At 64.5% G+C, this 6,825-nt stretch carries 3 protein-coding genes and 1 pseudogene; 1 reads left to right on the top strand and 3 read right to left on the bottom strand.

Translation table 11 applies throughout. The annotated features are described in order from the left end of the window. Window positions 1-2,033: multifunctional oxoglutarate decarboxylase/oxoglutarate dehydrogenase thiamine pyrophosphate-binding subunit/dihydrolipoyllysine-residue succinyltransferase subunit (locus tag VML93_RS00110; RefSeq protein ID WP_414686246.1), on the bottom strand; the 2,033-nt coding region annotated here is incomplete at its 3' end. Between the two features lie 263 nt (window positions 2,034-2,296). Beyond that, window positions 2,297-3,004, bottom strand: a pseudogene (locus VML93_RS00105) (IS110 family transposase); the annotation flags it as partial. A gap of 638 nt (window positions 3,005-3,642) precedes the next feature. Between VML93_RS00105 and VML93_RS00100 the strand changes: the two are divergent. Continuing rightward, on the top strand, window positions 3,643-5,094 hold the full coding sequence (locus VML93_RS00100) for an NAD(P)/FAD-dependent oxidoreductase (protein WP_325606373.1): 1,452 nt from the start codon (window positions 3,643-3,645) through the stop codon (window positions 5,092-5,094). A 440-nt stretch (window positions 5,095-5,534) separates the two neighbouring features. On the opposite strand, the gene VML93_RS00095 is transcribed toward VML93_RS00100, so the two are convergent. Beyond that, the gene (locus VML93_RS00095) at window positions 5,535-6,626 is read right to left on the bottom strand and encodes an IS630 family transposase (RefSeq protein ID WP_325606371.1); all 1,092 of its coding nucleotides are present in this window, start codon (window positions 6,624-6,626) and stop codon (window positions 5,535-5,537) included. Between the last annotated feature and the right edge of the window lie 199 nt (window positions 6,627-6,825).

Below are 6,825 nucleotides of genomic sequence, written 5' to 3'. Positions count from 1 at the left end.
GTGGTGAAGCCGATCTGGTTGTTGACGATGATGTGCAGGGTGCCCCCGACGCGGTAGCCGGGCAGGTTCGCCAGGTTCAGCGTCTCGGCCACCACCCCCTGGCCGGCGAACGCGGCGTCGCCGTGCAGCATCATCGGCATCACCGAGAAGGCCTTTTCGCCGTTGCTGTCGCTGGCCCCGCGGTCCAGCAGATCCTGCTTGGCCCGCACCAGGCCCTCCAGCACCGGGTCGACGGCCTCCAGATGCGACGGGTTGGCGGTCAGCGACACCTGAATGTCGTTGTCGCCGAACATCTGCAGGTACACGCCGGTGGCGCCGAGGTGGTATTTGACGTCGCCGGAGCCGTGCGCCTGAGACGGGTTCTGATTGCCCTCGAACTCGGTGAAGATCTGCGAGTACGGCTTGCCGACGATGTTGGCCAGCACGTTGAGCCGGCCGCGATGCGGCATGCCGATGACCACCTCGTCCAGGCCGTGCTCGGCGCACTGGTCGATCGCGGCGTCCATCATCGGGATCTGACTTTCGGCGCCCTCCAGCGAGAACCGCTTCTGCCCGACGTATTTGGTCTGCAGGAACGTCTCGAACGCCTCGGCGGCATTCAGCTTGCTCAGGATGTACTTCTGTTGCGCCACAGTCGGTTTGACATGTTTGGTCTCCACCCGCTCTTCCAGCCAGCGCTGCTGCTCGGGATCGAGGATGTGGGTGTACTCCACACCGATGTGACGGCAGTAGGCGTCGCGCAGCAGACCCAGCACGTCGCGCAACTTCTTGTACTCGCAACCGGCGAAGCCGTTGACCTTGAACACCCGATCGAGATCCCACAACGTCAGGCCGTGGGTGAGCACCTCGAGGTCGGGGTGACTGCGGAACCGGGTGGTGTCCAGTCGCAGCGGGTCGATGTCGGCCATCAGATGGCCGCGGTTGCGGTAGGCCGCGATCAATTCCATCACCCGGGCGTTCTTGTCGACGATCGAGTCCGGGTTGTCGGTGCTCCAGCGCACCGGCAGATACGGGATGCTCAACTCGCGGAAGATCTCGTCCCAGAAGCCATCCGAGAGCAGCATCTCGTGGATGGTGCGCAGGAAATCGCCGGATTCCGCACCCTGGATGATGCGGTGGTCGTAGGTCGACGTCAGGGTGATCAGCTTGCCGATACCCAGTTCAGCGATGCGTTCGGGGCTGGCGCCCTGGAACTCGGCGGGGTATTCCATCGCGCCGACGCCGATGATGGCGCCCTGGCCGGCCATCAGCCGCGGCACCGAGTGCACGGTCCCGATGGTACCCGGGTTGGTCAGCGAAACCGTCACTCCGGCAAAGTCTTCGGCGGTCAGCTTGCCGTCGCGCGCGCGCCGCACGATGTCTTCGTAGGCGGAGACGAACTCCGCGAACCGCATGTTCTCGCAGCCCTTGATGCCGGCCACCACCAGCGCGCGCTTGCCGTCCTTGCCCTGCAGGTCGATGGCCAGGCCGAGATTGGTGTGCGACGGTGTGACGGCGCTGGGTTTGCCGTCGACCTCGGCGTAGTGCCGGTTCATGTTCGGGAACTTCTTGACCGCCTGCACCAGCGCGTAGCCCAGCAGATGCGTGAACGAGATCTTGCCGCCCCGGGTGCGCTTGAGCTGGTTGTTGATGACGATACGGTTGTCGATCATCAGCTTGGCCGGAACGGCCCGCACGCTGGTCGCGGTCGGCACGTCCAGCGACGCGGACATGTTCTTCACCACGGCCGCAGCGGCGCCCCGCAGCACCTGGACCTCGTCGCCCTCGGCCGGTCGGGAAGCGCTGGGTCTTTGGGTTGGGGCGGCGGAAGCAGTGGCGGCCCCGTTGCCCCCGGCCCGGGTGACAGCCGCGGGGGCCGCGGCGGCAGGCTCGGCGGGCGCCGCGGCGGACTTTGCCTCCGCGGCGGCCGACTGTGCCCCGCCATCGCCGGCCACGGTCGCCGGCTCGGCACCCGCGTCCGGGTTGTAGTCGACCAGGAATTCGTGCCAGCTCGGATCGACCGAGGAAGGGTCGTCGCGGAACTTGCGGTACATCTCCTCGACCAGCCATTCGTTTTGCCCGAATGGTGAACCTGTGGTGCTCACGGCCGCTGTTCGCCTCGATTCCTTCTACCCGGCAAGCACGCTGTCAACGGCCTGCCACTTCCTGCGGCGCCCCGTCTGGTGTCGTGCGTTGTCGCCCGGGCTCTTACCCGCATTTCAGCCGCCTAAAGGCTAACGCGTGGGACCGATGCCAGACACACCAACGGTGAGTTCGCGGATGTGGACAAGCCGATAGCGCATCATGCTGCGGTTTACTGAGGGCCGCTGCGGAAGGTGTGACCGTCGCCGACCGCCTCCGTCGCCGCGTCCGCGGACGCGACAGCAGAAGCATTGCGGGGCGCGTTTGCGGAGCCAGGCGGCCAGCCTGACGGCACCGGCGGGCGCAGCGCGTCAGGAGTCTGGTAGTCGGTCAGCAGGAATCAACGAGGCCTTGCTGTTGCCGTAGTCGAAGGCGCGTTCCAGGGCGGGAAGGTATTCCAGCCGGGCGCGCACCCGGTTGATCGCCCGTGTGCGATAGGCAACAAGATCGGTGCGTCGGACGGTAAGGATGCGCAGCTCCACCGCGATATCGTACGCGCGACGCAGCGGCTGCAAATCCCGACGCATCCGGACCAAATCGGCGATCACCGCAGCGTCTTTGGCGTGGGTCTTGCCATCACCGCGGTAGGAGCCGCTGCTCTGCCGCGATCAGCAAAGCGATCAGCAGGGCCGCCCCACCGCCGTCGAGATTGATCTCCCTCGTCACCTCACCGCCGTCACCCAGCGTCGTGATCGGGCTGATCAACTCCCGCAGCGCGGCCTCATCGTTGATGACTCGCTGCGACAACAGCCGCTGCCTGTCGGCATCGAGGACCAAGCACTAGTGGTCAGGCTTTCCGGCGTCCATCGGCCCACAGCTGTTGTCCGACACTCCCCTGCGTGCTGGTTGTCGTTCTGATCAACCGAACCGACGACCACGCCATCGCGTCCTTACAAAGCGATCGAATCGCATCTCTCGATCAAACGCAACCGTCGCGGAACGGGTCGGCGGAGCGGGAAGCCCGCGAGACGGAAGTCGGGTCTAGTTCTGCTGCAGTCCGGCTTGGCTGAATCCAGTGCGGTTCGCCCATAACGGGAATCAGAGTGTCGTCGACAGCATCCATCGGTCACAGCACGATGACTGAGCCAGCGACAGCTGTCCCGATACGAAGCTTCTGACTGAGCGGCCGGAGTGTCTAGTGATCCGCCGACACTCGACCGGCTGGGCCAAAGTCAAGCCGGCTTCGCGGCGCGGTGGTCATTCGGTCGTACAGGTCAAAACGGCTTCCAGCCGAGGTAACCCCTGCGGGACGCCCGCCGTGATCAGCACTCTGCGCGTCAACACCCCGGTGAACCACTTCTGCTCGGGTTGTCTCGGGATGACAACTGCACCTCGAGAGTTGGTCGGTCAGCGACATCGTCGCGGCTAGCCAGACCCGTTACAGTTTGCCAACCCAACGTCCGGTTTTCCAGCGCAGCATTGCGGCTGGATGACCGGGGCGATGCGATGTGCGCCAAATGCGGCACCCATCGTAGTGGCTGACGGTGACTTTGACGTCACCGCTGAGTCTGAAGGAGCACGATGAACACGCCCTCGGCCGCCGCCAGGCGCCACCACGTCGTCATTATCGGGTCCGGCTTCGGCGGCCTGACTGCAGCCAAGGCGCTGAAGCGGGCCGATGTCGATGTCACTCTCATTTCGAGGACGACCAGCCATCTGTTTCAGCCGCTGCTCTACCAAGTGGCGACGTGCATCTTGTCCGAGGGCGAAATCGCGCCGACCACCCGACTGATCCTGCGCAAGCAAAAGAATGCCCAGGTGCTGCTGGGTGAGGTGGAATCGATCGATCTCCAATCAAACACTGTCACATCGAAGCTGATGGAAATGCGCACCGTCACGCCGTTCGACAGCCTCATCGTCGCCGCGGGCGCCCAGCAGTCCTACTTCGGCAACGACCAGTTCGCGACCTACGCACCGGGCATGAAGACCATCGATGACGCCCTGGAGCTGCGCGGACGGATTCTGGGCGCGTTCGAGGCGGCGGAGGTAACCACCGACCACGCCGAGCGCGAACGCCGGCTGACCTTCGTCGTTGTCGGCGCTGGGCCGACCGGTGTCGAATTGGCGGGCCAGATCGCCGAACTCGCCGATCGCACACTGGCCGGGGCGTTCCGCACGATCAAGCCGAACGATTGCCGCGTGATCCTGCTCGACGCCGCGCCGGCGGTGTTGCCGCCGATGGGCCAGAAGCTCGGCCTCAAGGCACGGCACCGGCTGGAGAAGATGGGCGTCGAGATCCAGCTCAATGCGATGGTGACCAACGTCGACTACATGGGCATCACGATCAAGGAGAAGGACGGCACCGAGCGCCGCATCCAATGCGCGTGCAAGGTGTGGTCTGCAGGTGTTCAGGCGAGTCCGCTCGGCAAGCTGATCGCCGAGCAGTCCGACGGCACCGAGACCGACCGCGCGGGGCGCGTGATCGTTGAGCCCGACCTCACGATCAAAGGCCACCCCTATGTCTTCGTCGTGGGCGACCTGATGTCGGTGCCCGGGGTTCCGGGCATGGCCCAGGGGGCGATGCAGGGCGCCAGCTATGCGACCACGTTGGTCAAGCGATCACTCAAGGGCCACGACGACCCGGCGGCGCGGACGCCGTTCAAGTATCGCGACAAGGGCAGCATGGCGACGGTGTCGCGGTTCAGTGCGGTCGCGCAGGTAGGCAAATTCGAATTCGGTGGCTTCGTCGCGTGGCTCGCCTGGCTGGCGCTGCACCTTGTCTACTTGGTCGGATTCAAGAACCGCTTCACCACGCTCATCGCCTGGTTCATCACATTCATCAGCCATAGCCGCGGCCAGACGGCGATCACCAGCCAGATGATCTATGCCCGGCTGGCGATGGAAAAGGTGCAGAACCAGACGAGCGGAGCGCTCGCCGCCGCGGAGCAGGCGGACCAACTCGAAAAATCACAGCAGCCCGGAAGATTCGCGGCGGGCGGTTCGGGGGCTGGCGTGGAAACAGCGGGCCGCTGAGTAGCCGTGCCATTGGCTGGCGGTAACCGGACTAAAGCTAAGTTGGAGCTGGACATCGCGCTGGATTTGTCGGGACCGGTGGCGTTGCTTAAAAGGCGACGCTCTTCCACAGCTTTGTCCGAATGTCAGCCTGTTGGTGTTCATTTGGGTTTCGTGCTTCCCCGGCCAGGACAGCGACCGCACGCACCTGTCGTCGAGATTTTCGTTGGCCGAGGCAATGGTTCGCAGCCGGAATCCTGTGTCGCGCGATTCCGACGAGCACGTTCCAACGCCGCGTTTGGCGGCAAATGAACCCGGGCGCTGCCCCGGCGTCGACCGCGCATTCAAAACCGTTCGGCCGGCTCACCATCGCCGTGTTGAACGCGACCCGCCGGGGTTCAGATGTTCTTACGAACCAGCAGATCCCGGGCGTTGTTGGCGCCTGCTAGTGGTGTGTCCCGTCATTGAGTAACTACTTGTTCGAGGGTCACGCGGCCGCGGCGGACCTTTTCCAGGATGGATTCCGCTGTGGCGGTCCAGACGAACGGATTCGGGTCGCCGTTGTGGGCGTCGAGGTATTCCTCGATGGCGGCGATGAGGCCGGGCACGGAGTTGAAGCTGCCGCGGCGCAGTGCCTTGTCGGTGAGTTCACGGAACCAGCGTTCGACCAGGTTCAGCCACGACGACGATGTCGGGGTGAAATGAAGGCGAAACCGTTTGTGCCGGCCCAGCCAGCGTTGCACGTCCGGGTGTTTGTGGGTGGCGTAGTTGTCTAGAATCAGGTGCACGGCAAGACCTTTCGGTACTTCCCGATCGATGGTGCCGAGGAACTTCAGGAACTCCTCGTGGCGGTGCCGGGGCAGGCATTGGCCGATCACCACGCCGGTGAGCACGTTCAGCGCCGCGAACAGCGTGGTGGTGCCGTTGCGTTTGTAGTCGTGGGTCATGGTGCCGGCGCGGCCCTTCTTCATCGGCAGCGACGGCTGGGTGCGGTCCAACGCCTGCACCTGGGACTTCTCGTCCATACACAGCACCACCGCAGACTCCGGTGGGTTCAGATACAAACCGACGACGTCGGTGAGCTTGTCCTCGAACGCCGGATCGTTGGAGATCTTGGAGGTGTCCACCAGATGCGGTTTCAGCCCACGTGCCTTCCAGATCCGCTGCACAGTATTCCGGCTGACACCGGCATGCTTGGCCATCGACCGTGTGCTCCAATGGGTTTCGCCCTTGGGCTTGGACTGCAGCGTGGCTTCCACGATCTCCTCGACCTTCTCGACGGGGATCGACGGTTTCGGTCCGCGCCCCTCGCGGACCTCTCCGAGCTTGGCCAGACCTTCCTCGACGAACCGATTCCGCCAGGCACGCACCGTCACCGTAGTCACACCGACCTCATCGGCGATCCGAGTGTTGGCCACGCCGTCGGCGGCCAACAGCAACGCCTTGGCCCGCTGCACCTGTCGATGCGGCGCCGACCGCGCGCGAGCCAACACCTCCAACGCATGTCGCTGACCGACCGACATCGCCAAAGGCGGGGCTGATGCTGCGCTCATTCGCCAAGGCTACCAGCCAATCGCATACTTATTCGTATGACACACCACTAGGGGTGTAGGTAGGGCACCCGCAGCAGTGGTCCCATGATGTCTTCAGACAGTGCATCGAACCTCGCCGAGGACCAGCCGAACAGCCGGCGCCACCGTGACCCGTCGGGACCCAGACCCGCCGCGGTCTCCTCGACGGAGCGGAATAGCA

It is taken from the genome of Mycobacterium sp. (genome assembly GCF_035499775.1).
Classification (GTDB): Bacteria; Actinomycetota; Actinomycetes; order Mycobacteriales; family Mycobacteriaceae; genus Mycobacterium.
This window is presented reverse-complemented; position numbering and strand designations above follow the sequence as displayed.